The 25,068-nt window shown below is 70.9% G+C and carries 19 protein-coding genes; 14 read left to right on the top strand and 5 right to left on the bottom strand.

Annotated elements, in window-relative coordinates; genetic code table 11:
• The first annotated feature begins 20 nt into the window (after positions 1-20).
• Positions 21-875: a hypothetical protein gene (locus GXY85_10870; protein ID NLW51322.1), complete on the top strand. Its 855-nt coding sequence runs from the start codon at positions 21-23 to the stop codon at positions 873-875.
• On the opposite strand, the gene GXY85_10865 is transcribed toward GXY85_10870, so the two are convergent.
• Positions 799-1,227, bottom strand: coding sequence for a response regulator (locus GXY85_10865; GenBank protein NLW51321.1), 429 nt, complete (start codon positions 1,225-1,227; stop codon positions 799-801). The genes GXY85_10870 and GXY85_10865 overlap by 77 nt on opposite strands.
• A 176-nt stretch (positions 1,228-1,403) precedes the next feature.
• Positions 1,404-2,273: a serine/threonine protein kinase gene (locus tag GXY85_10860; GenBank protein NLW51320.1), complete on the bottom strand. Its 870-nt coding sequence runs from the start codon at positions 2,271-2,273 to the stop codon at positions 1,404-1,406.
• Positions 2,274-2,450: 177 nt separating this feature from the next.
• On the opposite strand from GXY85_10860, the gene GXY85_10855 reads away from it, so the two are divergent.
• Complete coding sequence (locus GXY85_10855) at positions 2,451-3,644, top strand: pyridoxal phosphate-dependent aminotransferase (protein ID NLW51319.1); 1,194 nt, start codon at positions 2,451-2,453, stop codon at positions 3,642-3,644.
• A gap of 2 nt (positions 3,645-3,646) precedes the next feature.
• The gene (locus GXY85_10850) at positions 3,647-4,609 is read left to right on the top strand and encodes a glycosyltransferase family 2 protein (protein ID NLW51318.1); all 963 of its coding nucleotides are present in this window, start codon (positions 3,647-3,649) and stop codon (positions 4,607-4,609) included.
• A 13-nt stretch (positions 4,610-4,622) separates the two neighbouring features.
• Here GXY85_10850 and GXY85_10845 read toward each other — a convergent pair whose 3' ends face one another.
• Positions 4,623-5,924, bottom strand: coding sequence for an MFS transporter (locus GXY85_10845; protein ID NLW51317.1), 1,302 nt, complete (start codon positions 5,922-5,924; stop codon positions 4,623-4,625).
• A 349-nt stretch (positions 5,925-6,273) separates the two neighbouring features.
• Here GXY85_10845 and GXY85_10840 point away from each other — a divergent pair, with 349 nt between their 5' ends.
• Complete coding sequence (locus tag GXY85_10840; GenBank protein ID NLW51316.1) at positions 6,274-6,603, top strand: DUF2089 domain-containing protein; 330 nt, start codon at positions 6,274-6,276, stop codon at positions 6,601-6,603.
• Position 6,604: 1 nt separating this feature from the next.
• The gene (locus tag GXY85_10835) at positions 6,605-7,702 is read left to right on the top strand and encodes a hypothetical protein (GenBank protein NLW51315.1); all 1,098 of its coding nucleotides are present in this window, start codon (positions 6,605-6,607) and stop codon (positions 7,700-7,702) included.
• A gap of 52 nt (positions 7,703-7,754) precedes the next feature.
• Here the strand turns inward: GXY85_10835 and GXY85_10830 are convergent, their stop codons facing one another.
• Positions 7,755-8,507 carry a class I SAM-dependent methyltransferase gene (locus GXY85_10830; GenBank protein ID NLW51314.1) on the bottom strand — a complete coding sequence of 251 codons (753 nt, stop codon included), beginning with the start codon at positions 8,505-8,507 and terminating at the stop codon, positions 7,755-7,757.
• A gap of 127 nt (positions 8,508-8,634) precedes the next feature.
• On the opposite strand from GXY85_10830, the gene GXY85_10825 reads away from it, so the two are divergent.
• Complete coding sequence (locus GXY85_10825; protein ID NLW51313.1) at positions 8,635-8,925, top strand: acylphosphatase; 291 nt, start codon at positions 8,635-8,637, stop codon at positions 8,923-8,925.
• 17 nt (positions 8,926-8,942) lie between these two features.
• Here GXY85_10825 and topA read toward each other — a convergent pair whose 3' ends face one another.
• Positions 8,943-11,510, bottom strand: a complete 2,568-nt coding sequence (topA, locus tag GXY85_10820; GenBank protein ID NLW51312.1) for a type I DNA topoisomerase — start codon at positions 11,508-11,510, stop codon at positions 8,943-8,945.
• A gap of 169 nt (positions 11,511-11,679) precedes the next feature.
• On the opposite strand from topA, the gene GXY85_10815 reads away from it, so the two are divergent.
• The 8 genes from GXY85_10815 (at position 11,680) to GXY85_10780 (ending at position 25,042) form a co-directional block, all read left to right on the top strand.
• The gene (locus tag GXY85_10815) at positions 11,680-12,708 is read left to right on the top strand and encodes a GntR family transcriptional regulator (GenBank protein NLW51311.1); all 1,029 of its coding nucleotides are present in this window, start codon (positions 11,680-11,682) and stop codon (positions 12,706-12,708) included.
• Positions 12,674-13,948, top strand: a complete 1,275-nt coding sequence (locus tag GXY85_10810) for a hypothetical protein (protein NLW51310.1) — start codon at positions 12,674-12,676, stop codon at positions 13,946-13,948. The genes GXY85_10815 and GXY85_10810 overlap by 35 nt, the downstream gene beginning before the upstream one ends.
• Positions 13,945-16,032 (top strand): hypothetical protein, encoded by a 2,088-nt coding sequence (locus tag GXY85_10805; protein NLW51309.1) that lies wholly within the window; start codon positions 13,945-13,947, stop codon positions 16,030-16,032. Before GXY85_10810 ends, GXY85_10805 begins: the two co-directional genes overlap by 4 nt.
• A 35-nt stretch (positions 16,033-16,067) precedes the next feature.
• Positions 16,068-16,931 (top strand): polysaccharide deacetylase family protein, encoded by an 864-nt coding sequence (locus GXY85_10800; GenBank protein NLW51308.1) that lies wholly within the window; start codon positions 16,068-16,070, stop codon positions 16,929-16,931.
• Between the two features lie 138 nt (positions 16,932-17,069).
• Positions 17,070-18,842 (top strand): DNA primase, encoded by a 1,773-nt coding sequence (gene dnaG / locus GXY85_10795; GenBank protein ID NLW51307.1) that lies wholly within the window; start codon positions 17,070-17,072, stop codon positions 18,840-18,842.
• 19 nt (positions 18,843-18,861) lie between these two features.
• Positions 18,862-20,556, top strand: a complete 1,695-nt coding sequence (rpoD, locus tag GXY85_10790) for an RNA polymerase sigma factor RpoD (GenBank protein NLW51306.1) — start codon at positions 18,862-18,864, stop codon at positions 20,554-20,556.
• A gap of 204 nt (positions 20,557-20,760) precedes the next feature.
• Positions 20,761-21,465 (top strand): hypothetical protein, encoded by a 705-nt coding sequence (locus GXY85_10785; GenBank protein NLW51305.1) that lies wholly within the window; start codon positions 20,761-20,763, stop codon positions 21,463-21,465.
• 124 nt (positions 21,466-21,589) lie between these two features.
• Positions 21,590-25,042 carry a PQQ-binding-like beta-propeller repeat protein gene (locus GXY85_10780; protein NLW51304.1) on the top strand — a complete coding sequence of 1,151 codons (3,453 nt, stop codon included), beginning with the start codon at positions 21,590-21,592 and terminating at the stop codon, positions 25,040-25,042.
• Positions 25,043-25,068 lie beyond the last annotated feature (26 nt).

The raw sequence follows: 25,068 nt of genomic DNA, 5'->3' as shown, positions 1-25,068 counted from the left end.
CTATAATCGGCAGCCCGACGATGAGAAACGGTCAGCGTCCGCACGGCACCAGGGTGGAACACGTCCGGCTGACCGTGCCTTCGCTGCCGCCCGGCCGCCCTCCCCTGCGCATCTGCCACCTGAGCGACCTTCACCTGCGCCGCCGCAGCACGCGCCAGGACGGGCTGGCCGACCTGGTGACCGAGCGGGCGCCGGACCTGGTGGCGCTCACCGGCGACGTGCTGGTGCGTGAGGCGTCGTCGGCGCGCGTGGCGGCCGCCCTCCTGCCCCGCCTGCGGGGGCGGCTCGGCACCTTCGCCTGCCGGGGCAACGGCGAGATGCGGCGCAGCGAGCGTCTGTCGGCCCTCCGCGCGATGATGGCCGACTGGGGCGTGGAACTCCTCGTGAACGAGTCGCGCATGGTCCGCGCGGAGTCCGGCACCGTCCTGGTCGGCGGCCTCGACGACGTGTCGCTGGGCTGGCCGGACTCGGCGGCGGCCCTTTCGGCCACGGAGCCGGCCGACTGCGCCCTGCTGCTGGCCCACGCACCGCTGGCCGCGCACCTTGCGGCGGCCGCGCACCTTGTGGCGGGCGCGCACAGGACGCCGGCGGGGCGCCCGCCGGACGTGATCCTGAGCGGCCACACGCACGGCGGGCAGATACGCGTCCCGCTGCTCTGGCGCGCGGCCCTGCCGCCCTTCAGCGCGGGATTCGCCGGCGGGCTCTACGCCATGCCGTGGGGGCACCTGTACGTCAACCGGGGGTTCGGCACGGCCCGCACGCTGCCGGTGCGGTGGCACTGCCCGGCCGAGGTGGCCTTCATCGATCTGCAGGGGCCGCCGGGGGCGACGGACGCGTCCCCCGGCGCTCGCCCAGGGAACGGACGGCCCGGATGATCGAGATCGTGTCGCTCGCCTTGCTCAGGTAGCTGTCCGCCCCCAGACGGCGCAACTTCCGCTGCCGCGCCTTGGTCGCCTTCCCGTGGTAGATCACCAGGGCCATCTCGGGGTTGGCCGCCTTCAGCTCGCCGACGAGCCGCTCGTCGGGCATCTCGACGAGGGTGGAGTTGACGACGGCCAGGTCCATCAGCCGTTCGCCGACGATGTAGCGCGCCGTTGCGAAGTCCAGGGCGACCTCGCACTCGTAGCCGTCGTCGGCGAAGGCATCGCGCAGTTCGTCGATCCGGTGCCGCTCGTTCTCGACAAGCAGCAGCCGTCGAACGACGACACTCTGGCGGCCGGTTCCCATGTACCTCCTCCCGGCAGTGGAAGGAGACGTGCGCCCGTCGCGGCCGGTCGACGCGCGTCGGGCGGACGCGTGCGGACGTCACCTGCGGCGTCCGGCAGGCCCACTAAGTGTAACAACACGGCAGCGACCCGTCAACACCCGTCCCAAGTGGTTTCCGGCAAAGCACTTCAGTGATGTCAGGCGACCGCTCCGTAGTCCAGGCGCAGCGCCAGACCGTAGAGGTAGCGCTTCAGCTCCTGGGCCGTCGGGCGCGCATGCCCGTCCGGATGGCAGCAGCGCAGCACCATCTCGGACAGCTCCTCGGGCACCGTGGGGTTCAGGACCGACGGCGGCGGGATGCTGACCGCCTCGCCGGGCACGAACCCGCTGCGGTCGTGCCGTCCGGGCATGATCGAGGGCAGGTTCCGGCCGGTCAGGACCCAGTAGAGGGCCGCGCCCAGGTTGAACACGTCCGTCTTGGCCGTCAGCCGGCCGCCGGCCTGTTCGGGCGCAAGGTAGCCGAAGGTGCCCTTGGACGTGTCCAGCTTCGAGCCGATCGGCGCGGCGAAGCCGAAGTCGATCATCTTGATCATCTTCAGATCGTCGACCAGTATCTGCTGCGGCTTCAGGTCCGCGTGGACGTAGCCCACGCTGTGGATGTGCTGCAGGGCGTGGCACGCCTGGCGGAAGATGGTCAGCACGTCCTCCAGGGGGTAGTCGCGCCGGTCGAACAGCGAGCGGCCGCCGGCGCGCTCCATGACCAGGTAGGCGGCCTGGAGCTTGAGCATCGACTTGACCTTGCGGAACTCGACCGGGAAGATGATGAACTCCGAGGGCTGCCGCTTGGGGTTGTGCACGGCCTGGAGCACCTGGAATTCGTTCTCGAGATGGTCGACGATGCGCCGGTCCTGGGCCGTGCGCACCTGGACGAACTTGACGGCGAAGTCGTAGCCGTCGCTCCTGCGCTTGACGGCGTAGATCTGACTGCGCGCGCCGGTCCCCAGCAGATCGCCGACCCAGTAGTCGCGCAGCAGCTCGGCAATCTGCACCTGACCGCCCTTGGCCATGTCGCCTCCGCGAGGAAGTCCCGGGGCATTGACTGACCCACCATGGTAGCCGGAGAGCACCCCCGCTTCAACCCGCGCCCCGCGCGTTGCAGACGGCCCTCTGCTCCGCTAATATGATCGCTCCCGGCCGGACGGCGTCCGGAGACCCCCACAGGACGTTCGCAGGCTGACTGCCACATGGCCTTGTCCAGAATCGCGCAGCACGTCCAACCATCGGCCACCATGGCGGTCGACGCCCGGGCCAGGCAACTGGTCCGCGACGGCGTCGACGTCGTCGCCTTCACCGTCGGCGAGCCGGACTTCGACACGCCCGACCACATCAAGGAGGCCGGCTGCCGCGCCATCCGCGACGGCTTCACGAAGTACACCGCCCCCGCCGGCATGCCCGAACTGCGCGCCGCCGTCGCCCGGAAGTTCAGAACCGACAACGCCCTCGACTGCACCCCCGAGCAGGTCCTCGTCTCCAACGGCGGCAAGCAGACGATCTACATGATCCTCCTGGCCCTCGTACAGCCCGGCGACCAGGTGCTCCTGCCCGCCCCCTATTGGGTCAGCTACGCCGACCAGGCGCGCATGTGCGGCGCCGAACCCGTCGCCATCGACTGCAGCACCGATCCGGACATGAAGCTGACGCCGGACCGGCTCGAGGCCGCCTGCACCGACCGCGCCCGGCTGCTCGTCCTGAACTCCCCGTGCAACCCCACCGGCGCGGTGCTCACGGAGGACGAACTGCGTCCCCTGGTCGAGATCGCCCTGGCGCACGACCTCTGGATCCTCTCCGACGAGATCTACGAGAAGCTCATCTACGACGGCCTGCAGCACGTCAGCCCGGCTTCCTTCGGCCGGCGGGCCATGGAGAAGGTCGTCACCGTCAACGGCGTCTCGAAGACCTACGCCATGACCGGCTGGCGCATCGGCTATGCGGCCGGCCCCCGGGACGTCATCGCCGCCGCCGTCAAGCTCCAGAGCAACCTGTCGAGCGGGCCCAACAGCATGGCCCAGAAGGCCGCCCTGGAGGCCCTCACGGGCCCCCAGGCGTCCGTGGACCGGATGCGGGAGGCATTCGACCGCCGGCGCCGCCTCATCGTCGACGGGCTCAACGCCATCCCCGGCGTCCGCTGCGCCATGCCGCAGGGCGCCTTCTACGCCTTCGCCGACTGCCGCGCCCTGCTGGGGAAGACCTACGGCGACCACCCCGTCGACAACAGCGTCGAACTCTGCGAGGCGTTGCTCGACCAGGTCCACGTGGCCGCCGTGCCGGGCATCGCCTTCGGCGTGGACGGCTACGTCCGGTTCTCCTACGCCACGTCCGAACAGACGATCCGCCGGGGCCTGGAACGCCTCGCGCGGTTCGCCGCCGGAGGCCGGTAGCCATGCGGACGCCGGCCGCAGACCACGAGGCGGTGTCCCTCGCACCAGAGCCGCCGACGGAGGGACGCGGCCCCACCGTCTCGATCGTGGTCCCCGTGGGCACGGGAGGCGCCTTCACGCACGAGTGCCTGAGCGCCCTCCTTCGCTCGATCGACGCCTTCGAAGGCGAAGCGGAGGCCGTCCTGGTGTTCAACGGGCTGAGCACGGACCAGCGCCGGGGGCTCGACGCCGTCGTCGCGCATCCGGCCGTGCGGCTGCTGGAACACCCCGAGCGGCTCGGCTCGGCCCCGGCGCGCTGCCTGGGCATCCGCACGGCCCGGGCCGACCTCATCCTGCTGACCGATGCCGACTGCCGGGTACCCGTCGACTGGGTCGCGACGATGGCGGCGGCCGCCGCCGGTCACCGGGTGGTCAGCGGCCACGTGGAGTCGGACGACGGCCCGAGGAACGCCTATGTGCGCGTGCAACAGGAGATCGACCGCCTCCGCAACTCCGCCGCGCTGCCCGGCGGCTCCCGCCGTTACCCCACGGTCTCCAACATGGCGGCGCCGAGCGAACTCCTGCGCCTCGTCGACGACGACCCCCTCAACACGACCGAGGACTTCCAGCTCTCCACGGAGCTGATCGCCCGGGAGATCCCCGTGGTCAACCTGGAGCACGTCGTGGTGACGACGCAGTATCCGGCCACCTTCCTGCGGTCGGTACGGCGACAGGAGCGACACGCCATCGGAACGGCGTACGCCCAGAGGCAGTGGAGCCGAAGCGAGTGGCGCCGGATGGGCATGGCCGGCCCCCTGGCGCTGGCGGCGACGTCGCCCTTCCGGGCATGGCGGATGCGCCTGCGCGTCCATGAGCGCGCCATCGCCTGGGCGCTCCGGCTCTGCTTCGCGGTGCAGTGGGCGCGCCACCTGATCCGGCTGCGGGGCCGCCCCGCGCGACAGACCGGCGGCCGCGCGTCGCGCTGAGGCGCCGCGCGGCTCAGTCCGCCACCTCCGGTATGCGCCGGATCAGCACGATGGAGGTGCTCCGGAGCACAAACGACGCCAGGAACAGGACGTGGAACCCCCCGACCGTCAGGCCCGCCACGCTCCACGTCGCGTCCCTCAGAGCATGAAGGACCAGGCCCCCGGTCAGGCTCCCGAGCCCCCCGGCCAGGCTCCCGATGCAGGTCGAGACGGCGGCGTACATCGGCACGTCCTCGGCCGGGCGCAGGCGCAGGATCAGCTTGTTGGCCGCCAGCAGCGCCCCCTCGCTGCCCACCCCGCCGACGAACGCGCCCAACGCCAGCATCCATAACGCGTTGGCCGGCGTGGCGAACACCCAGAAGAGCGGCAGCACGGCCCAGAGCCAGTGCCCGTACAGGAGCATCCGACGCACCCCGTACCGGTCCACCGCCCGTCCCAGCCGACGCGCCGACAGGGCCGTGGCCGCCACAGGCACCAGGATCAGCACCAGCGCGCCGCCCAGGAAGTTGTGCCGGATGCCCAGGTCCTCCACGAAGTAGATGGTCGCCAGCGCCCCGCCGAAGTTCATCCCGAACGTCCAGATCCCGTTGAACTGGAGCCACGGACGGAACTCCGCGTCCTTCAGAGCCGTCATCAGCGCCTCACGGAACGGGCGCGGCTGCGTCGGCACCATCGGCGGCTCGGGGATCGTCCGGTGGATGACCAGGTCCAGGACGCCGACGACAAGGCCGAAGGCGAAGACGGCCAGCAGCGGTGCCACGGCCGCCCCGTGCTGTCCGAATCGGTCCACCGCCCAGCCGATCGGGACGAGGACCGAGGCGTTCGCCACGGCGATCCAGGCGCTGCGCCGCCCCATGAAGGCCCCGTGCTGGTCCCTCGGGATCAGGGCGGCCAGCCAGGAAAGCCACGGGGGGGCGGCGATGGCGTCGAAGCAGCTTGAGAGGATCAGCAGGAGGATGAACGCCCCGCTGGAGGCCGATGTCGAGACGTCCACCAACAGGAATGCGGCCACGATGGCGGCCCCGCGCAGCAGGCGCGCCGCCATCGCCGCGGCGAACCAGAGCGGCTTGCGGTTGGCCAGCCGCCGCACCAGCAGGGCCGAGACAAGCTGCAGCACCAGCGTGAAGGACGTGACGCCGGAGAGCACCCCCCACCGCCAGTAATCCATGCCGATGTGGTTGCCGAACGCAACCAGGTACATGCCCGCCAGCAGGAAGACGTAGACCGTGCCCATCGCCCCCGTGACGATGTGCTTGCGCATGATGGTGGGCAGTTCCCACGGGAAGACCACGCGGGTCCGGCCCGCTGGGGGCAATGGCGCGTTCCGGAAGGACCTGCGGGCCACGGCGGGATCACCTTGGAGAGGAACGATCCTCTGAGGCTAACACAGCCGAAGACCATCCGCAATGCGCCGTCGCATGGGGCCGCCCGGCGGGGCCGGCGCCGTCGGTCAGCTCTGTGAGGCCGCCGGCCCATAGTTCCGCCGAACCCGGCCGCCGATCTTCCCCTGCTGGGCCTGCCCATCAATGAATGATACTCCCTCAGAAATTCATATTGACAACGTTAAGATGATTGTTTATTATTTCTCTCAAACGTTTATTGAGGTTGAGGACATGGGATCGCCCCGAGAGTTTGTGACGACCTGCCCGATCTGTTCGGAGAGCATGCGCGTCACTGGAATGCGGTGCGACGCGTGCGGGACTGAACTCCGCGGCAGCTTCTCCCTCCCCCGCCTGGCCAGGCTCCCGCGCGAACTTCAGGACGTGGTCGAGGTGTTCTTGAGCTGCCGGGGCAACATCAAGGAGGTCGAGCGACGGCTGGGCATCAGCTACCCCACCGTCTCAAAGAAACTGGACGCCGTAAACCTGCTCCTGGCTGCAATGGGAAGCGAAAACGAGGCCCGGTCACGCATCCTCCGCCAGCTCGAGGCGGGCGACCTGACCGTGGCGGAAGCCGTCGACCTGCTGCAGAGACAATCTAATGGGGAGAGATGAGATGCCGAACACTGAAATTGCCTGGTGGCTTGAGTGGACCATGGGCTCCATCGCCATCATCGTCATCATGTTGGTCTGCATTGCCTTTCGACGGGACAGGGCGCCTTACGCGATATTCGCAGGCGCGCTCTTGCTGGCCTGTGCGCTGTACGCATGCGGGTGGGGTAACGAAGACCCGATATGGTCGGTTGTCCTCTTCCTTGAGGTATCTGCAGCGGGGATGGTCGGCTATGCGCTTTTCCGGTGGAAGCGGATGGGGTACGGTCCCGCAGTGGCCGCCATCGCGGGCATAGCAGACTCTCTGATCGTTTTCCCGTTCCTGAGGATCGTCTTCCCGTTCCTGAGGATCGTTTTCCCGTTCCTGAGCCTGTTCGGCCGTCCCATGACCATGGTGCATGGGTATTGGGTGTTGTACCTGATGCCCGCCTCTGTAGTGACTGCGTTGTTCCTTCTGCTGATCGCGGCCGGCATGAGGTTGCTTGTCGCCGCTCTGCGACGGGCAGGCAACGCCGCTCTGCGACGGGCAGGCAAGCACCTCGATCAACCGGCCACTCGCACGGAAGAAGCCGAGGCCGACCGACAGCTGGTGCTGGCCATGGTCGCTGAGGGCAAGGTGTCCACTCAGGAGGCGGCGCAACTCCTGGAAGCGTTGGGGGGACACGAGCCGCCCGGCGATCGCCTGCCCATACGGTCTGGCACGCTGGCCTCGGTTGTCGGAGCGCTGCTGATCGTGGTCGGCTTCATGCTTCCATGGAATCATGTCTCCATAGAAGTCAAAGGCCCGATGGCAGCCTCCGTCAGCGCCTATCAGATGGGCTACAACGTCGGCTTCCTGGGCTGGCTGATACTGTGCCTGGGGCTGTTGCCGGCCCTTCTGGCCTGCATCACCGCTCTGGATCGGCACCTCCGGCAGGGAATGATCCGCCTTCTGCTGAGCGCCCTGGGTCTGGCGTTCACTGTGTCGATGATCGTTACGATCTGGATGCACGGCTACTTCCTCACGCTGGGCCTCTACTTCACCGTGCTCGGGCTCCTCATTCAGATGGTCAGCGCACTGGTCGAGTCGGGACTGCTCCGGCCGCGTCCGGCAGTCGGTTAGGCCCGTAGCTCTTCAAGAGCACCGGCAGGGGCTTGGCGGTCGTTTCAGCCCCTCACACGGCGCGGAAGATGCCGATGCCGGGGTCCGACGGCGTGAACGGCTTCAGCGGCTCCACCATCTCGAACCCCGCCGCCTCCACCATCGCCACCAGCAGGTTCGGCGGGGTGCTGCGCAGCCGGAAGAGCACCTCCGTCCGGGCGGGCCGCCCCTCGGTGGCGCGCACGAGCGTCAGGCGCTGTTCCATCAGCCGCGCGGCACGGTCCCAGTGGTAGCGGAACTCCACGTGGCCGCCGGGGAGGTTCCGCCGCTCGCCGTAGTCCCGGCGGTAGAACTCCGGCTCGTCCAGGCACTTGTCGAACGCAAGCAGGCCACCCGGTTCAAGACAGCCGCGCATGGACCGAAACGCCGCGGCCAGGTCGCCGTCATCGAGGATGTAGTCCAGGCCGCTGTGGATGCAGACGACGGCATCGAAGGTCCGTCCCGGGTCCAGGTGCAGCAGGTCGCGGCGCAGCAATTCGGCCCGATGCCCGGCCGCCTCGACGCGCCGGCGGCAGCGCGCCAGCATGCCTTCCGAGACGTCCGCGCCCACCACCCGGTAGCCGCGTTCGAGCCACGGCAGCGTGGACAGCCCGGTGCCGCAGGCGGCGTCGAGCAACCGGCCCCCGCGCGACAGCCCCGCCCGCCGCAGCCGGGGCTCCAGGTCGGCGATCCAAAGTCCATACGGCGCCCAGTCCACAAGGTGGTCGTAGACGTCGGCGATCGCGCCGAAGTCATTCACGACCGGTTGCTGCGGCGTCCGTTCCACGCACGCCCTCCCGCCGGCCAGGGCCCGTTGCAGGCGCCCGGCCGGGCCGCTACACTGGTGCCCGCGATGATAGGCCGCCGCTCGCGCGAAGTAAAGGGCACCGGCCGACTGCGACGGAGACGGGACCATGGCCGAGAGCGACAAGCCGGTCAGGGCGCACGTGGTCGTGCACGGGCGCGTGCAGGGGGTGTGGTTCCGGGGCAGGACGCGCAACGAGGCCCTGCGGCAGAGCTTGACCGGCTGGGTGCGCAACCGCCCGGACGGCACCGTCGAGGCTGTGTTCGAAGGCGACCGCTCCCGCGTCCAGCAGATGGTCGTCTGGTGCCATCAGGGCCCGCCCCTGGCGCACGTCACGCGCGTGGACCTGCACTGGGGCGAGCCGACCGGCGAGTTCTCGGACTTCCGCGTCGACTACTGAGCGCGCGGCGCCCCGCCTCACTTGCCCTTCTTCGGGGCCGGCTCGGGGGCCGGTTCGGTGTGCGCGCACTCCGGGTAGCGGGTGCAGCCCAGGTAGGCGTGCCCGTCCGAGTCGACCTTCGGGATCAGCCGGCCGTCGCACCCCTCGCGCGGGCACTTGCGCCCGCGGGCCGGCACCTTCCAGAGGTTGCGGCAGCGCGGGAAGCCGCTGCACGCCAGGAACCGCCCGTACTGCCCCCAGCGCATCAGCAGGGGCCGGCCGCACTTGTCGCAGCGCTCGTGGGTCGGCTGGGGCGCCGGCAGGGTGTCCTTGGCCAGCGGCGACGTCCCCTTGCACTCGGGGTAGCGGCGGCAGCCCAGGAACATGCCCTTGCGGCTCTTCTTCAGGTCCATCGGGCCGTCGCACTCCGGGCAGCTTCCCAGCGACTCCCCGTCCGGGATCTCGGTCTTCTCCAGGGCTTCGGCGATGCTCAGGAGCGGGGCCGTGTTCTTGCAGCGCGAGCAGGTCAGCTCGGAGGCATCGCCCTCGCCCGGCAGGTGCATCTCCGCGCCGCACTTGGGGCAGGCGAACGTCGTCTGCACCCGGGGCGGCAGCTTGACGGGATTGCCCTCGCGGTCCAGTCCCATGATGTTGCGGCACTGCGGATAGGCGGAGCAGGCCAGGTACTCCCGCCCGCGCCGGCCCACGCGCCGGATCATCGGCGCGCCGCACTTGTCGCAGGCGTGTTCGGTCAGGTCCGGCTCGGGCTCGCCCTCGCGCGGGATGCTCGCCGTGCCCTTGCACTCGGGGAAGCGCGGACATCCGTAGAACCGGTCGCCCTTGCGGCTGAACTTCACGCCCATCGTCTCGCCGCACTCGGGGCACGCGGGCGGTGCCGGCGAATCGCCGGCGACGTGCGCCGCCGGGCCTGCCTTGGCCTTCTCCAGGTCCTTGCGGAACTGCTCGTAGAACTCCTGCAGGGTGGCCCGCCAGTCGCGCTTACCCTCCTCGACCTCGTCGAGTTCCTGCTCCATCCGGCTGGTGAACCCGACGTCCATCTCGCGGGGGAAGCTGGCCACCAGCAGGTCGGTCACGGCCATGCCCAGGTCGGTCGGCTCGAGCGCCCGCTGGCTGCGCCGCACGTAGTTGCGCTTCAGCAGCGTCGAGATGGTGGGCGCGTAGGTGCTGGGGCGGCCGATGCCCTGCTTCTCCAGCTCGCGCACGAGCGAGGCCTCCGTGTAGCGGGCGGGCGGCTGGGTGAAGTGCTGCGACGGCGTCAGCTCGACCAGCGTGAGGCCGTCGCCCCGGGACAGTGCGGGAAGCTCCTGGTCCTCGCGCTTGTCGGCACCGCCGACGCGCGTGTGGCCGTCAAAGACCATGCGCCGCCCGCGGGCCACGAACACGGCCGGCCCGGCCTGGATGCGGGCGGTGGTCACCTCGTACTGCGCCGGCGTCATCTGGCTGGCCACGAAGCGCCGCCAGATCAGGTCGTAGAGCCTGTACTGGCGGTCGGACAGGAACGGCTTGACGTCCTCGGGGCGCCGGAACACCTCGGTGGGCCGGATGGCCTCGTGGGCCGCCTGGGCGCCGCGCGGGCTGCGGAAGGTGTTCGGCTTCGCCGGCAGGTAGGCGTCCCCGTGCGTCTCGCCGATGAAGCTGCGGCAGGCGCCCAGGGCGGCGTCGGCCACGCGGGTGCTGTCGGTTCGCATGTAGGTGATCAGGCCGGCCGTCTCGCCGCCGACCTCGATGCCCTCGTACAACTGCTGGGCCAGGCGCATCGTCTGGGCGGTCGAGAACCGCAGCCGGCTGTAGGCCGCCTGCTGGAGCGTGCTGGTGATGAACGGCGGCGGGGCGCTCGAACGCGTCGTGCGCGTCTCGACGTCCGCCACGCCGAAGGCCTCCTCGCTCAGCCGCTCGACCAGCGCGCGGGCCTCGTCCCCGTTGCCGACGCGCACGTCCTGGCCGTTCAGTTCCTTGAGCATGGCCTCGAAGCGCGGTCCCCCGTCCTCGGCCGTCAGGAGGGCCGTCAGCTCCCAGTACTCCTCCGGCACGAAGGCCAGCCGCTCGCGCTCGCGCTCGACGACAATCCGCAGGGCGACGCTCTGGACGCGTCCGGCGCTGAGGCCGCGCACGATCCGCCGGCTGACCAGCGGGCTCAGCTCGTAGCCGACGATGCGGTCCAGTATCCGCCGCGCCTGCTGCGCGTCGACCAGGTTCATGTCGATCTCGCGCGGCCGCTCGAAGGCGTTGCGCACGGCGCTGCGCGTGATCTCGTTGAACGTGACGCGCCGCACCTTCTCGGCGGGCAGCTCCAGCACGTGCCTCAGGTGCCAGGCGATGGCCTCGCCTTCGCGGTCGGGGTCGGGGGCCAGGTAGACCTCGGGCGCGGAGGCGGCGGCCTTCTTCAACTGCCCCACGATGCTGCGGCTCTCCGGCAGCGTGGTGTAGGTCGGCTCGAAGCCGTTCTCGACCTCCACGCCGAACGTGCCGCGCGGCAGGTCGCGCACGTGCCCGCGGCACGCCTTCACCACGAAGGCGCCGCCCAGGTACTTCGCGATGGTCTTGGCCTTGGCACCCGATTCGACGATGACGACTTTCTTCGCCATGCAATGCCCCTGAAGGAAAGGCGGACAGTACCGCAAGGGTCGGATTGTAGGTCCCGGAGACGCCGCTTGTCAACCGGCATGATGGCCTTTCCCGGGAGGCTTGACGGCGGGCGGGGTGGCCGATATGATGTGTAAAGGCTTGGTCCTTTAGTCCTTTCCCGGAGGAGCCGTGGAAGCCGAGACGATCCATGTCTCGCTCGAACGCAAGAGCGGCGTCGCCCTCTACGTCCAGATCAAGGAGGCCCTGCGCGAGGCCATCTTGAACTCCACCGGCGAGCGGGAACTCGCGCTTCCGCCCCAGCGGGACCTGGCCCAGAGGCTGAGGGTCAGCCGCAACACCGTGAGCATGGCCTATGCGGAGCTGGAGCGGGAGGGGCTGGTCGTGGCCGAGGCCGGGCGCGGCACGCTGGTGGTCGACCCTGCCCGCAAGGCCGAGAGCCGCAGCCGCGACGAGGCCCTGGCCCGGGTGATCGAGCACGCCGCCGAAGAGGCCCTGACGCTTGGCTTCAACCTGGACCAGTATGCGGAGGCGACCGCCGCCTACCTGAAGGAGAAGCGGCGGATGCTCGACCACATCTGCCTGGTCTTCGTCGAGTGCAACCAGGAGCAGCTCACCTACTACACGCAGCACCTGCGCCTGGAGCCCGGCGTGCTGACCGTGCCCGTGCTGCTGGACGACCTGCGCGGCCGCCGCGAGAGCGCCCTCTCCGCCCTGCGCAGCGCCGACGTCGTGGTCACCTCCTTCTACCACACCGACGAGCTGCGCCGCACGCTGGCCGATTCGGACAAGCCGCTGGTCAGCGTGAACCTGCAGCCGGAGATGCCCACCATCGTGAGCATCGCCCGCATTCCGCCGCACGCGCGCATCGGGCTGGTGGCCGCCTCCCGCCGCTTCCTGGCGGAGATGCACAAGACGCTCCGCCAGATGGACGTCGATCCGCGCCGCCTGGCCGAGTCGGTGGCCCCGGACGGCCCGCTGCTCTCGGAGTTCATCGCCGGCGTCGACGCGCTGGTGGTCTCGCCGTCGCGGCGCCGGTCCGTCGAGGCCCTTGCCGACGGCAAGCCGCTGGTCGAGTTCCTGTTCGCACCCGACAGCACGTCGGTCAACCACATCCGCATCGCCCTGGTCGACCTGAAGCGGCGCCAGGGGAGCGAGGAGAGACATGTCTCCACAGATCACGGAACTGACGTTCCTTGAACACCTCGCCGGGCGCTTCGCCATCCCGGTCCCCGAGTACCTGACGGCCGACGCCTCCGGCCACCGGATCCGCGACGCCCTGCAGCAGTGGGGCGGCCGCGCGGTGGTCAAGCCGGACGTGCTGACCGGCCGCCGCGGCAAGGCCGGCGTCGTGCGCGAGGTCTCCGACTACGTGCAGGCCCAGCGGGAACTCAAGCGCGTGCAGGCCGTCGAGGTGGACGGCCGCCTGCCGCGCACCGCCTACATGGTGCGCTACGTCCCCGCCGAACTCGAGATGTACAGCGCCATCACCTACAACTCCCTGACCCTCGGCCCCTCGATCACGCTGTCCCTGCGCGGCGGCGTGGACATCGAAGAGGTGTCCGACGACGACAAGATCACCATGCCGGTGGACGTCTTCCGCGGCCTGGACGCCTACCGCGCCGGCCAGATGCTCGGCCGGCTCGGATGCCCGAAGGCGATGGTCAGCCGGCTCTCGCAGGTCCTCGTCAACTACTGGGACATGTTCGCGACCACGGGCATGCGCATGTGCGAGGTCAACCCCTGGCGGATCACCTCGCAGGGGGAACCCTACGCATGCGACATGAAGGCGGTCTTCGATGAGGCGAACTTCAAGTTCCGCCAACTCGGCTTCGACCTGCCCGACTACCCGGCCAACACCACGCCGTTCGAGGAGGAGATGGCCGAGTGGAACGCCGCCAGCCACCAGGGCCAGGCCCACGTCGCCGACCTGGGCGGACGGCTGATCCTGCCCATCCTGTTCGGCGGCGGCGCCTCGACCATCATCATCGAGACGCTCATCCGGAACGGCGGGGACCCGATGTTCCTCTCGGACTTCGGCGGCAACCCGCCCTATGAGCGCATGTTCGGCACGGCCCGCATCTGCTTCGCCCATAACCTGGCCCGCGCCGGGCTCGTCCTGCTGCTCGGCGGCAAGGCGAACAACACCCTGATCGACGTGACCTTCCGGGCCGTCGGCGACGCCCTGCAGGCCTATGTGGACGAACACGGCCCCGTCTCGACCCCGTTCGTCATCGGGCGGGGCGGCCCGCGGCTCGTGCAGGGGCTCCTGACGCTCCGGGACGCCCTGGAGTCGCTGGGCCTTCCCTACGTCATGTTCGGACCCGACACGCCGGTGACGCTGGTCGCCGAATACGCCGCCCGGCTCGCCCGGGCCTGCGTGCAGATCCGGGAAGCTGAGGACGTGCACGTGAGTGCGGACAACGGAGGAATCTCGTGAGAGCCAGGACACTGAGCGGCCTGCTGAAGGCCGGCGACCGCGTGGCCGTCTCGAACATCACCGGGCGCGAGGCCGGCGCCGTCACCGTCGCCTCCCAGCGCTACTGCGGCAACATCGTCGGCGGCTGGGCCCTGGGCAAGGACGGCCAGGCGATCGAGGTGCCCGGGGGAGAGCCGATCCCCGTCTTCGGCACCGTCGAGGAACTGATGGCCGGCCTGCCGGCCGAGAAGCTGCCCAACAAGGTCATCGCCTACTCCCCTCCCCCCGCCGTCTACGGCGAGGTCAAGGAGGTGGTGCAGTTCGGCGCCGGACGCATCGAGACGATCTTCATCATCACCGAGCACGTCTCGGTGGAGGTGACCGCGAAGATCGCCCGCCTCTGCGCCGACGCCGGCATCGACGTCGTCGGATGCAACACCCTGGGCATGATCAACGCACACGACGCCGTCCGGATCGGCGCCGTCGGCGGCGACATGCCGGCCGAGAGCTTCCGCCCGGGCTCGGCCACCATCATGTCCAACAGCGGCAACATGGTCAACACGATGGCCTCCTACCTGCAGAGCGCCGGCATCGGCACCTCCTACGGCATCTCCACGGGCAAGGACGTGCTCATCCTGACGCCGCTGCGCGCCCTGCTCGAACTGGCCCGCGACGACGAACGCACCCGCATCATCGTCCTCTACGTCGAGCCCGGAGGGCTCTACGAGCAGGAGGCCGTCGAGATGCTCCGTGCCGGCGATTACCCCAAGCCCATCGTCGCCTACGTGACCGGCGACGTGCTCGGCACCCGGCAGCTCAGCCTGGGCCACGCGGGCGCCGTCGTCGAGGGCGGCGGCACGACGGCCGCCGCGAAGATGAAGCTCTTCGACGACTACTTCGGCATCGAGCCCTTCCACCCCGACCGCACCGACCGGAACGCCCCCGAACTCGCGGCCGCCCTCGCGCGCGGCATACGCATCCAGGCACTGCACCACCTGCCGGCGGCCGCCGACACGATCCTGACCCGCCTGGGCATCCCGCGCGACTTCCGTCCCGGCCGCCCGCTGCGCCTCAACCCCTGGTTCGTCAACCTGAAGCCCCTCGCACGCATGCTGCCGGCCGGACTCCTGCGGCACCCGGGCACCATCCCCGAACCCTACGCCGCCCAGGTCGCCCGGGCCGGGGCAACGTCGCTGGGCGGCCAGCCGACACGCCGCTCGATGCGCAACACCAGCCATGCCTCCGCCAGCGACGCAGCCGTGACGCGCATCTACGACCGCACGGTGGAGGAGGAGATGCGCCGCGGCTCCCTGGCCCGAACACTGCTGCTCGCATGGACCGGCCAGCAGCCGGAGCACGACTTCGAGGTGGAACTGCTGGAGCGATGCCTGATCGCCTCGGTGACCAACGGCCCCGGCACGATCTCCGCACAGGGCGCCAAGCTGTCCACCTCGGCCGGCAACACGCCCAACACGGCCATGATCGCCACGCTGGCCTGCATCGGGCAGGTCCATGGCGGCAACGGCCGGCGCGGGGTCGAATACCTCCTGCGCGTGCTGGCCGACACGCAACTGGAGGACCCCTACGATCCGCACCACGGCATCGACCTGCAGAAGCTGGCCGACGACGAGGTGGCACGGTTCGCCCGCGTGCGCGCCGCCGCCAAGGAGGCCGGCGTCGAATACGAACGCATCCCCTGCCTCGGCCATCCGATCTTCCGCGACAAACCCGTGAACTACGACCCCCGCGAACGCGTGATCGCCGAATACCTGGAGGCGCACGGGCTCTACAACTTCTTCCTGGACTTCTACGGCCGCCTCCCCGCGCTGGTCAAGCAGGCCGGCATCTCGCGCAACGTCTGGGCGCTGAACCTGGACGGCGCCATCGCCTGCGTGGTGCTGGCCATCTGCTGGCCGGCCCTGCGCGACCGGCGCATGACCGTGCGCCGCGCCTGCGACCTGGCGTTCCTCGTCTTCGCACTCGGACGGGCGGCCGGCGGCGCCGCCGAGTTCCTCGACCACCAGGATTTCGGCACCGAGATGGACATGCGCGTGCCCGTCAGCGAGTGCATCGCCCTGACGCGCCCGGCGCCCCAGGCGGATTGACGGGCCGCCCGCCCGCCCGTAGACTGGGGTCCGCCATGACGCCGGAGGCGCGGGACAGCCTGTTCGTCGCCGTCACGGTCGACGTGGACCCGGACTCCAACCGGGCCGCGCCCGGCCGCCTCGGCGCCGTCAGCCCGGGCGCGGAGGGCCGCGCCGCCTTCGCCGCCTGCCGCACCGGCCTGGCCGTCCTCCTGGACGCCCTGGAGGCACGCGGGCTCCCGGCCACGCTGTTCTGGGAGGGACGCACCCTCCGCGAACTGAGCGACGGGCCCGGCGGCCTGCCCGCCCTGCCGGCCGCGATCACACTGGAACACGGCGGCCACGGCTACCTCCACGAGGACTTCGCCGGCGTCGCCGGCGGACGCCCCCCGGATGCCGCCGAGACCGCCGAGGCCGTCCGGCGCACGGCCGAGGCCGTGCGGGACGTCCTCGGGGTGCAGCCCCGGGGCTTCCGCGCCCCCTATTGCCGCCTCACCCCCGGCCTGGCGCACGCCCTGGCCGATGCCGGCTGGCACTACGACGCCAGCCTCACGCGGTCGCTCGATGCCGGCTGCGACCTGCGGCCGTATGCGGTGCCCGGCGAGCCGCGGCTGCGTGAGCTGAGCCTCTGCCGCTCGCTCGACGCCCGAGGCCGCCCCATCTCCGCCTACCTGTGGCAGATGCTCGAGGGGCGCCGGCCGCCGGACGACTACCTGGCCCTGGTCCGGACGGCCCGCGCCCGGTGCCCCGGCGGCCTGCTGCAGATCGCGCTGCACCCCTGGCACCTGACGGTCTCCGCCGAGGGCGTCGCGACGGGCGACGCACCGGTGCGCCGGCTGCACGAGTTCCTGGACCGCCTCGTGGCCCTGCCCGGCGTCGCCTTCACCACGGCCGGCGCCTACCTGGAGGCCAATTCGTGAACTCCGGATTTGCCAGATCGCTCGACGTGTTGTATACTTGATTTTGTACGAGCGGGAGAATGGTGGTATTGTACCTTTCGCCGGCTCGGGCAGGGCGCACCCTCCGTTAGCAGGTTCTTCTGACCTCCGAGGAATCGGGTGGCCGGTCGAGTTCCCGAGCACGTCATCCAGCAGATCGTGGCCGGCGTGGACATCGTCCGCCTCGTGGAGCGGCACTGCGAACTGACTCGGAAGGGCAAGAAATATTGGGGCCTCTGCCCGTTCCACCAGGAGAAGACCCCGTCGTTCTCCGTCGACCCGGACAACGGGCTCTACTACTGCTTCGGCTGCAAGGAGGGCGGCAACGTCTTCACGCTGCTGGAGAAGCTGGAAGGCCTGGGGTTCGCCGAGGCCCTGGAGAGGCTGGCGCGTGAGGTCGGGGTGGACCTGGGCCCCTACCGCAGCGGCCCGGCCGAGCCGCCCGGGCAGGCCGCCCGGCTGCGCCGGGTCAACGAGCTGGCCGCCGGCTACTACGAGAAGTGCCTGGAGAAGGCCCGGGGCGCGGACCTCGCCCGGCGCTATTTGAAAGAACGCGGATTCACGGACGAGACCATCGAGCGCTGGCGGCTCGGGTACGCCCCGGACGGGTGGGAGAACTTCCTCAAGTGCGCGACCGCGCGCGGCTTCTCCCCCGAGGAGGTCCAGGAGGCCGGCCTGGCCGTGCCCCGTCAGGGCGCACCGGGCCACTACGATCGGTTCCGCAACCGCCTGATCTTCCCGATTGCCGACGGGGCCGAACGCGTCATCGCCTTCGGCGCCCGCGCCCTGCAGCCCGAGGACGAACCGAAGTACCTGAACACCCCGGAGACGCCCCTGTTCCACAAGGGCCGGAACTTCTTCGGCCTGGCCCGGGCGCGCGACGCCATGCGCTCGGCCGACACGGCGGTCATCCTGGAGGGCTACACCGACGTCCTGATGGCTCACCAGGCCGGCGTGACGCACACGCTCGCCGTGCTCGGCACAGCCCTGACGCAGGACCATGCGCGGACGCTGCGGCGGCTGTGCGCGCAGGTGGTTCTGGTCTTCGACGCCGACGAGGCCGGCCAGAAGTCCGCCGCGCGCAGCATCGAGACGCTGCTGAACGAGGAACTCGAGGTCCGAGTCGCCGACCTGCCGGCGGGACAGGACCCGTGCGACTTCGTCCGCGCCGAAGGCGCCGAGGCGTTCCGCAGGCGCCTGGACGAGAGCCGCGGCTTCTTCGAGTACCGGCTGGCGCACGCGCGCGCCCGGGAGGCGGACGACTCGCCGGAGGCCCGGATGCGCGTCTTCGGCGAGGTGGCCGAACTGGCGCTGCAGGTGAACGACCCGGCCCGGCGCGACCTGATCGTGCGCCGCCTGGCACATGAACTGGGCGTGCGCGAGGGCAACGCCTGGGCATGGCTGGACCGCCACCGCCGCCGGCGGCCGCACCGGAGCGGGGAGGCCCGGCCCGACGCCCCCCGCAGGCCGCCCACGGCACGGGAGACGTTCGTCCGTGAACTGCTCGGGCTGCTGCTGGCGCACCCGGAACTGGCGCCGCGGGCCGCCGGCATGGACAGGACGACGCTGGGAGACGGCCCGGAAGCGCGCCTGCTGACCGCCCTGCTGGAGCAGGCCGGCAACGGCCGCGCGCCGGACCTCGAGCGGTTCCTCGGCGGCCTGAGCGACGCGGACCTGGCCGGGACGGCCTCGGCCGCCCTGGCCGAGGAACAGGCGCGGCTGGAACGCATTGCAGAGACCACGGCCGAGGCGCGGCTGGACGGCTACCTCGGCTACGCGCGGTCCCGGCAGCGAGGCGCAACCGGGCGCCGCCCGCTGCAGACGGACGAGGAACTGCGCGAGTATGTGCGCCGCCTCAAGGAAGACGACAGAAGATCGGCACAGCCCCGATAGGGTCAGGAGTCCGATGGTCATGGCCGAGAAGAAGACGGGCGGACGAACCGCCGTCGCCGAGGATCTGGACAAGCTCATCGAGCAGGGCAGACAGAAGGGGTTCCTCACCTACGAGGAACTCAACGAATTCCTGCCCAACGACATCGTGAGCCCGGAGTACATCGACGAGGTCCTGCTGACGCTGGACGAGAAGGGCGTCGAGCTGGTCGACGAACGCGACCTGGCCGACGAGGACGCGGACGTCATCCTCAAGGACGAGGAGGAGCCCGTCGAGGAGGAAGAGGAGGCCGCCGAGGAAGAGGAAGAGGCCTCCGTGGCCAGCACCGAGAGCATCGACGACCCCGTCCGCATCTACCTCACGCAGATGGGCCAGATCCCCCTGCTGAACCGCGACGAGGAGATCGCCCTGGCCAAGCGCATCGAGATCTCCCGGAAGCGCTTCCGCGCCAAGATACTGCAGTTCACCCAGTGCATCGAGGCGTGCGTCGAGATCCTCCAGGACGTGCACTCGGGCGCCCTGCCCTTCGACCGGACCCTGAACGTGAGCGCCCTGCCGGACGTCCAGAAGACGGCCATGGTCGACCGCGTGCCCGAGAACGTGAGCACCATCCAGAAGCTGCTCGAGGCCAACCACGCCGAATGGCGGCAGTACCGTCGCCGCAACGCCAGCGCCCGGCGCAGGCTCGCCGGCCTCCGTGCCATCGCCGGCCGGTCCCGCAAGTGCATGATCCTCCTGGAGGAACTCTGCCTGCGCATCAAGCGCGTTCAGCCGTTGATCGACCTCGTCAACCAGCTCTACGAGCGCATGAAGCGCATCCATGACGAGATACAGGAACTCAGCGCCGGCAACCTCAACAAGGTGAAGCGTCGCGGCCTGGAGGGCGAACTCGAGCACCTCGAAGACAGGATCTGCGCGCCGTTTGCCCTGCTCGAAAGCCGCGTGAAGGCCACGCGGCTGGTCCACGACCAGTACGAGCAGGCCAAGCAGGAACTCTCCGGCGGCAACCTGCGGCTGGTCGTCAGCATCGCCAAGAAGTACCGCAACCGCGGCCTGAGCTTCCTGGACCTGATCCAGGAGGGCAACACCGGCCTGATGCGGGCGGTGGACAAGTACGAGTACCGCCGCGGCTACAAGTTCTCAACCTACGCCACCTGGTGGATCCGCCAGGCGATCACCCGCGCCATCGCCGACCAGGCCCGCACCATCCGCATCCCCGTGCACATGATCGAGACGATGAGCCACATCCGCAACATCGTCAAGCGACTCGTGCAGGAGAAGGGCCGCGAACCCACGCTCGAGGAGATCGCCAAGGCCGCCAACCTGAGCATCAGCGAGACGCGCCGCGTCCTGAAGATCTCCAAGCGGCCCATCAGCCTGGACCGCCCCATCAACGACAGCGACGACAGCTTCTTCGGCGACTTCATCGAGGACCAGACGACGGCCAGCCCCATCAGCCTGGCCACCCAGGAGATGCTCAAGGACAAGATCGACTCCGTGCTCAACACCCTGACCTACCGCGAGCGGGAGATCATCAAGCTGCGCTACGGCCTCGGCGACGGCTACACCTACACGCTGGAAGAGGTGGGACGCATCTTCGACGTCACCCGCGAACGGGTGCGCCAGATCGAAGCCAAGGCCGTCCGAAAGCTCCAGCACCCCGTCCGCAGCCGCAAGTTGGAGGGTTTCATTGACAGCCTGCCCGACAACTCATAGACTACGAGCTTTCGGGAACACCAGCGGAGCCGCCCGGCGAACCATGACGGAGGCCCACACCACCTGCGGAATCTGCCTACACGGCGCCGCACGCACGCGCGGCGCGTGCCCCGTGCCGGACTGCACGGCCCGAACTCCACGGAGTTCGGGCCTTTTTCTTTTGGCCCCCGGGCCACAGCGACCCTTCCCCGGACACACACGCCCATGAAGCGGACCCTTGAACAGATCATGCAGTTGCAGGAACTCAACCAGCGCCTGGAGCAGCTCCGGCGCGACCGCGACGCGCTGGCCATCGACGTACGCAACCAGCAGCGCGTCTGCGACGAGAAACAGCGCCGAGCCGAGCAGGCCCGCCGTCAGCAGGTCGAGGCCGCCAAGCGCGCGGACCGCACCCAACTGGACATCCAGCAGGCCGAATCGGAGATCGCCCGCCTGAACGTCCAGCTCAACTCCATGCGCACCCAGAAGGAGTACGACGCGCTCCAGCACACCGTCCTGAGCCATCGCGCAGACATCAAGAAGTGGGAAGACGAAGGGCTGACCGCCCTGCAGGCCGCCGACGACCTGCACCAGGACTGCACGCGCATGGAGCAGGAAGTCGAGGCCGCACAGACGGAACTCGAACAGGTCCGGCTGCGCGTCGCCGAGGACGAACGCGAGCTGGTGCGGCAGATCGAGCAACTGGAGGCGGAGGTGGCCGAGCTGCGCAAGGAGATCCCCCCGGGCCCCCTGGCCGCCTACGACCGCCTGCGCGGCCACGCGCGGTCGCAGCCGCTGGCCGCCGTCCACAACCGCGTCTGCCAGGGCTGCCACACGCGCATCACCAAGCAGACGGAGAACCTGCTGATGCGCGGCCACGAGATCGTCTACTGCCACAGCTGCGGCCGCATGCTCATGCTGGACAGTTAGCACCCCGGCAGCCCATTGGCAGAAGTGCGGAACGGCCCGCTCGTGGGCCGGAACGCACAGGCGAGGACCGCCCGACGGGGCGGGGCGCCTGTGCCACACAAGAGAACTCCTTCGACGGACTGCGATGGCAAGCCACCTCTGCCGGGCCGTGCTGGCCCTCCTGGCGCTGCTGACGGCGGCCTCGGCCGCCCCGTCCGCAGCAGGCGCCGGCCGGCTGTGGCGGGCCGGCCGCATCGAGCCGCCGATCGCGCCGGATGCCGAGAGCCGCCTGGAGACGGCCGAACGCCTGATCGCCTCGGCCGACTGGCCCCGCGCCCTCCCCCTGCTGCAGGCCATGGCCGACGCGGACGACGGGCTCGTGTGGGACGGGCAGGTCTACGTGCCCGTGCGCGAGTTCGCGGCGCGCCGGATCGCCGCGCTGCCCCCTGAGGCACGCGCGGCCTACCAGGTGCTCTACAGGGCGGCGGCGCGCCGCCTGTTCGAGGACGGCCTGGCGGCACGCTCGGCGGAGATCCTGCGCGAGGCGGCCGGCCGTTACCCGAACACCGAATACGGGCTGCGCGCCGTCGGCGCCCTGGCGGCCCTGCGGATGGATGCCGGCGAGTTCGGCGCCGCTCTGCGGACGCTGCAGGCCGCCGGCGAGGTCGATGTCCGGTCCGAGCCGGGACGGGCCGCCGCCGTGCGCACGCTGCTCTGCCTAGCCCGACTCGGCCGGCGCAACGAGGCCGAACGTGCGGCCGCGCGGCTGCACGAGGCCGGCCTGGACAGCGTGGAGATCGCTGGGGCGCGCCTCTCGCTCGCCGACCTGGCGGCGGCACAGTCGGCGACGGCCGACGACGACAACCCGGCGCCGCGCGGAGCGGACCTGACGGGCCCGGCCCTCGCCGCAACCGTCATCGACCTGGCCTGGCCGGGGCGGGTGGCTCCCGACTGGCCGTCGGTGCCGGCGCTCCGGCCGGTGTGCCGCAACGGCTCGTTGTTCGTCCAGCGGGACGACGCGATCCTGTGCGTCGACACGCAGACGGCGCGGCTGCGCTGGGGGGTTCCTCCGCTGGACGGACCGCGCGAGATCGCACTGGCCATCGCCACCCGCCGACCGCCTGGCGAGTACGTGCTGCCCTCCTACCTGCCCGTGGAGAACCTGGCCCACTTCCGCACGTTCGACAACCACGGGCTCGCCACGCTGAGCTGTGCGGACGGACGCCTGTACGCGGTGCAGACGGACCCCCTCGCGCAGGAGTTCCCGGACGAACCCTGGACGGCGACCCAGGACGACTTCCGTCTGGCGAACGAGTTGCGCTGCTTCGACGCCGCCGACGGCTCCCCTCTGTGGTCGACGGCGCACGGCCCGGACGCCGCCCTGCGGGATCGGTGGTTCGTGTCGGCGCCGGCCGTTGCCGGCGGACGCGCGCACGCCCTGAGCCTGGAGCGGGGCCAGGTGCGGGCGGTCTGCCTGGACGCGGCGACCGGCCGGCTGCTCTGGGACACGCCGATCGGGGCGGTGCTGGGCCGACAGGAGGGGCAGCGCTCGGCGGCGGAGCTGTTCGTGGAGGACTGCGGCCCCCCGGCCGTGGAGGGCGGGCTGGCCGTCTACCCCACCGGGCGCGGGCTGGTGGCCGCACTGGACGCGCTGGACGGCCGCCTGCTGTGGATCGCCGCCTACCCGCGCGCGGACGTGAGCGTGAACCGCCTGGGCCTGCAGCTCAGCGTGCCGAACGGCCCGTGGAGGCCGGGCGCGCCGCTGTTCGCCGGCGACCTGTGCATCGTGGCCCCCTGCGACAGCCGCCGCGTGCTGGCGCTCTCGCGCCGCACGGGCGCGCCGGTCTGGAGCGCCGAGTTCCACGACGGCGTGGCACTGCTCGGGGTCCGCGACGGACGCCTGTACGTGCAGCATGAGGGCCTCAGTTGCCTGGACGCGTCCACGGGGGCCTCGCTCTGGCGCACGCCCTTCGAGGCGCCGACGACGGGGCTGGGCGCGCTGGGCGCGCACGTCGCCTGCCTGCCGCAGCGCGACGCCCTGCGGCGTGTCGAGCTGGACTCCGGCCGGGCGCTGGATCCCCTGCCGTGGCCCGCGGGGCTCGACGGCCGGGGCAACCTGACGGTGACGGACGGCGGTCTGGCGCTCTGCACGCCGGAGCGCATCGCCCTGCTGGGGTCCTCCCGGGTGGATCCGGCCGTCCGCCCGGCCCGGACACCGGCTCAGGAACCCCGGGCAGACGTGCACGCGCCGGGCGGCCCGGCGCCCGAGGAGGAGTTGACGCACGCGCCGACGCCGCGGCCGGCCTGGGAGGCGCCGGGCATGCCCGTGCTGCCGGACCGGACGGCCGGGCCGGGCCTGTCCGGCCGGGTGCTCGTGCGGCAGGGGGACGGCCTCTCGTGCCTCGATGCCGCCACGGGACGGGTTCTCTGGAGCACGCGCGTCCCGAGCGCACACCCCGACCGGCACGGATGGGGATACCCGGCCTGCCTGGCGGCGCCGGACGGCGTCACCGTCACGCTCGACGCCGTCACGCTGGGCGTCCGTATGGACGACGGGCAGGTGACGTGGCGCCGCGAGCACTCCCTGCAGGCGGGCGGATCGTTCCGGGAGCCGACGCGGCTGCAGATGATCCGGTGGGCGACGCGGGGCCTGCCGCTGCGGCCGCCGCGCCCGGCGGGCGAACCCGTTCTCCAGCCGCCCGGGGCCTGGGGCTCGGGCGTGGTCTGCCGCGCCGCCGGGGGCCGGCGGCTGCTCGGGATCGACGCCGCCGACGGCCAGGTCCTGTTTGAACTCCCGGGAGCCGAGGCGCTGCCGGCCGCGACGGGCTCGCTGATGGCCGTCAGCGGCGACCGCCTGTGCATCCTGACGGAGCCGCCGCCCATTCTGACGGTCCGGGAGGCCCGTTCGGGACGGCTGCTGGCGCGCCGGGAGCTGCCGGCGACTCCGAACCCGTCGTCCGTTCTGGTCACGCCGTCCGGCCGACTGGTGGTTGCCGAGGCGGCGGCGGCCCACCTGTTCGACCCCGGCGCGCTGCGCGTGGTCCGGCGCCTGCGGGTGCCGGACGGCATCGACCGCGTTCTGCACGCGGACGACGAGTGGCTGGTGGTGCGCACGCTGACGGGCGCCGCGCGTGCGGTGCCGCTGCCGGGCGGCCCGGCGGTGGACCTGGCGGACGGCGCCCTCTGGGCGGACCGCCGGGGCGACCGCGTCTGCCTGCTCCGGGCCGCGCAGGACAGCGGCGTGCAGTACCATGGCCCCGGCCGGCACGTGCACGGGTCCGGCTTCTCGCTGCACGCACGGCACCTGGCGGACGGCCGGGCCGTCTGGGACACGGACCTGCACGTGACGGGCCCCGCCATGGTCTCGGAGCCGCTCCGATGCGGCCGGCTGTGGCTGCTGACGGCATCCGAGGCCGAGCGTGCACGCGTTCTGGGGGTGGAGGCGGCGTCGGGAGCGGTGGTGTTTGACGTCGAGCTGGCCGGCGGCGCGGGTGTGCGAGCCTTGCCGTTCGTGGTCGAGGCCGGGAGGGTCGTCGTGGGCCTGGGCGACCGTGTGACGGCGCTGGAGCCCGGCGAGGCCCTTGCGACGGGCCCGTAGCGGTTTGCGGCGTGCGGCGTGCGCAC

It is taken from the genome of Candidatus Brocadiaceae bacterium (assembly GCA_012728835.1).
Classification (GTDB): Bacteria; Planctomycetota; Brocadiia; order SM23-32; family SM23-32; genus JAAYEJ01.
The sequence above is the reverse complement of the archived record's forward strand: the minus strand, read 5'-3'. Positions and strand labels throughout refer to the sequence as shown.

Coding starts and splice junctions, on each gene's coding strand:
- GXY85_10870 (NLW51322.1), top strand. CDS start 21: ATGAGAAACGGTCAGCGTCCGCACGGCACCAGGGTGGAACACGTCCGG.
- GXY85_10865 (NLW51321.1), bottom strand. CDS start 1,227: ATGGGAACCGGCCGCCAGAGTGTCGTCGTTCGACGGCTGCTGCTTGTC.
- GXY85_10860 (NLW51320.1), bottom strand. CDS start 2,273: ATGGCCAAGGGCGGTCAGGTGCAGATTGCCGAGCTGCTGCGCGACTAC.
- GXY85_10855 (NLW51319.1), top strand. CDS start 2,451: ATGGCCTTGTCCAGAATCGCGCAGCACGTCCAACCATCGGCCACCATG.
- GXY85_10850 (NLW51318.1), top strand. CDS start 3,647: ATGCGGACGCCGGCCGCAGACCACGAGGCGGTGTCCCTCGCACCAGAG.
- GXY85_10840 (NLW51316.1), top strand. CDS start 6,274: ATGCGCGTCACTGGAATGCGGTGCGACGCGTGCGGGACTGAACTCCGC.
- GXY85_10835 (NLW51315.1), top strand. CDS start 6,605: ATGCCGAACACTGAAATTGCCTGGTGGCTTGAGTGGACCATGGGCTCC.
- GXY85_10825 (NLW51313.1), top strand. CDS start 8,635: ATGGCCGAGAGCGACAAGCCGGTCAGGGCGCACGTGGTCGTGCACGGG.
- topA (NLW51312.1), bottom strand. CDS start 11,510: ATGGCGAAGAAAGTCGTCATCGTCGAATCGGGTGCCAAGGCCAAGACC.
- GXY85_10810 (NLW51310.1), top strand. CDS start 12,674: ATGTCTCCACAGATCACGGAACTGACGTTCCTTGAACACCTCGCCGGG.
- GXY85_10800 (NLW51308.1), top strand. CDS start 16,068: ATGACGCCGGAGGCGCGGGACAGCCTGTTCGTCGCCGTCACGGTCGAC.
- rpoD (NLW51306.1), top strand. CDS start 18,862: ATGGCCGAGAAGAAGACGGGCGGACGAACCGCCGTCGCCGAGGATCTG.
- GXY85_10785 (NLW51305.1), top strand. CDS start 20,761: ATGAAGCGGACCCTTGAACAGATCATGCAGTTGCAGGAACTCAACCAG.
- GXY85_10780 (NLW51304.1), top strand. CDS start 21,590: ATGGCAAGCCACCTCTGCCGGGCCGTGCTGGCCCTCCTGGCGCTGCTG.